This is a genomic window from bacterium, assembly GCA_030654305.1.
Lineage (GTDB): Bacteria > Krumholzibacteriota > Krumholzibacteriia > LZORAL124-64-63 > LZORAL124-64-63 > PNOJ01.
On record JAURXS010000145.1, the window covers coordinates 1 to 2,359 of the forward strand.

Annotated in this window: 2 protein-coding genes; both read left to right on the forward strand. The window is 72.2% G+C overall.

The annotated features are described in order from the left end of the window. The coding region (locus Q7W29_03805) for a methylated-DNA--[protein]-cysteine S-methyltransferase (GenBank protein MDO9170937.1) at nucleotides 1-574 on the forward strand (574 nt) is incomplete at its 5' end. Nucleotides 575-698: 124 nt separating this feature from the next. Next, nucleotides 699-2,359: alpha-glucan family phosphorylase (glgP, locus tag Q7W29_03810; protein MDO9170938.1), on the forward strand; the 1,661-nt coding region annotated here is incomplete at its 3' end.

A 2,359-nucleotide genomic window follows, 5' to 3' on the forward strand; every position in this document is an offset into this window, starting at 1 on the left:
GGCCGGGATCACCGACGGCGGGTGGACCATGCTGCGTTACGCCTTGTTGCGGACCGTCCTGGATCCCTTGCTGGCAGTCGCCGGCGACGAAGGGCTCGTGCGCCTGGAATTCCTGCCGCGCGCCTACCAATACCACATCCACGCCCACGCCGTCGCGCGGTCGCTCGGCGACGAGCCGGGCCTGGTGGAGGACGACGCGTCGTTCGAGCCCCTGCGTTCCCAGCTCGCCGAGTACTTCACGGGACGCCGCGAGACCTTCGACCTGCAACTGGACCCCCACGGCACGCCCTTCCAGGCGGCGGTGTGGCGCCGTCTGCTGGCGATCCCCTGCGGGAAATTACGCACCTACGAGCAGGTGGCCGCCGAGATCCGGCGTCCCAGCGCGGTGCGGGCCGTCGGCCAGGCCGTCGGCCAGAACCCCCTGCCCATCCTGATCCCCTGCCACCGCGTGGTCGGCTCGGACGGCGCGCTGGTCGGCTTCGCCGGCGGCCTGTCGGTCAAGGCCCAGTTGCTGCGCCTGGAAGGCCACACCCTCGGCGACTCCCCCCGCCTGGAACCCCCTCAACTCTTCTGAACGCGGGCCGATGACAAGCCCGTCTCCGGGCTGGCGCGACGCGTCGTCCCCGGGTTATCTTCCCCGGCCGAACCGCCCCACACGGGGGTGGACGGCCCAGACTGCCGATCGACGAGGAGTCCCCATGTCCGTGACCGAGCGCTTCGGACCCGAACGCTCCCTGCCGGCGTCGTTGGCGCCGCTGTACGAGATCGCGCACAACCTCTGGTGGACCTGGGACGCCGAGGCGACGCGCCTGATGATCGAGTTGGACCCCGTCCTCTGGAAGAGCGGCCGGCACAACCCCCTCGCGGTGATCGAGGCCCTCGACGCGACGCGGCTGGCGACCCTGGCCGCCGACGCGAACTTCACGGCGCGGCTCGCGGCGGTGCGCGACCGCCAGCGGGCCTACCTGGGCGGCGGCGAGCCGCCGATCGACCTGGACTTCGGCGGGCGCCTGATCGGCTACTTCTGCGCGGAGTTCGGCATCCACGAGTCCCTGCCCATCTACTCCGGCGGCCTGGGCATCCTCGCCGGCGACCACCTGAAGGCCGCCAGCGACCGCGACCTCCCGCTGGTCGCCGTCGGCCTGGCCTACCGCTACGGCTACTTCCACCAGGAGGTGGACCTGGCCGGCCGCCAGCACGAGGTCTACCTGGCGAACGAGTTCGAGCAGCTGCCCATGGCCCTGGTGCACGACCGGCACGGCGACCCCCTGACGCTGTCGCTGCCGTACCCGGGCCGCAAGGTGCTGGCCCGCGTCTGGAAGGTGAGCGTGGGGCGCATCCCCCTGTACCTGCTGGACACCGACGTGCCCGGCAACAGCGCCGAGGACCGCATCATCACCGGGCACCTGTACGGCGGCAACGAGGACACGCGCGTCCGCCAGGAGTTCCTGCTGGGCGTCGGCGGCCTGCGCGCCCTGCGCGCCATGGGCATCGCGCCCGCGGTCTGCCACCTGAACGAGGGCCACTCCTCGTTCCTCTGCCTCGAACAGCTGCGCCGGCACATCGTCGACGGGAGCCAGACCTTCGAGCGGGCCGTGGCTTCGGTGCGTGCGGGCTGCATCTTCACGACCCACACGCCGGTGCCCGCGGGCAACGACAACTTCGAGGTCGCCCACGTCATGCAGTACCTGCGCCCCCTGGCCGCGGGCATGGACGAGCCGGTCGAGCGGCTGATCGGCCTGGGCCTGACCGATCCCGGCGACCCCCACGGGCGCTTCGAGATGACGGTGCTGGCCCTGCGCCTGTCGCGCTTCGCCAACGGCGTCAGCGCCCTGCACGGCGAGGTGTCGCGCGGGATGTGGCAGCACCTCTGGCCCGACCGGACGGTCGCCCAGGTGCCCATCACCAGCGTGACCAACGGCGTGCACCTGCCCAGCTGGACGGCGCAGGAGATCGAGACCCTGCGGCGCGAGGCGGGCGCCGGCGCGCCGGCGCCGGATCGTCTCTGGCGGGTGCACGAGCACCTGCGCTCCGAACTGATCGGGGGCGTCCGTCGGCGCCTGCAGCGCCAGCTCGAGCGCAACGGAGCGCCGACGGCGGAGATCGCCGACGTCGCCCGCGTGTTCGAACCGCACACGCTGACCATCGGCTTCGCCCGCCGCTTCGCCGAGTACAAGCGGGCCACGCTGCTGATGAGCGATCCCGACCGCTTCGTGCGGCTGCTGACGAACGCCGACCGGCCCGTGCAGATGCTGATGGCCGGCAAGGCCCACCCGCGCAGCGAGCCGGGCAAGCTGCTGATCCAGCGCGTCTGGGAACTGTCGCGCATCCCGGCGCTGCGCGGCCGGCTGGTGGTGCT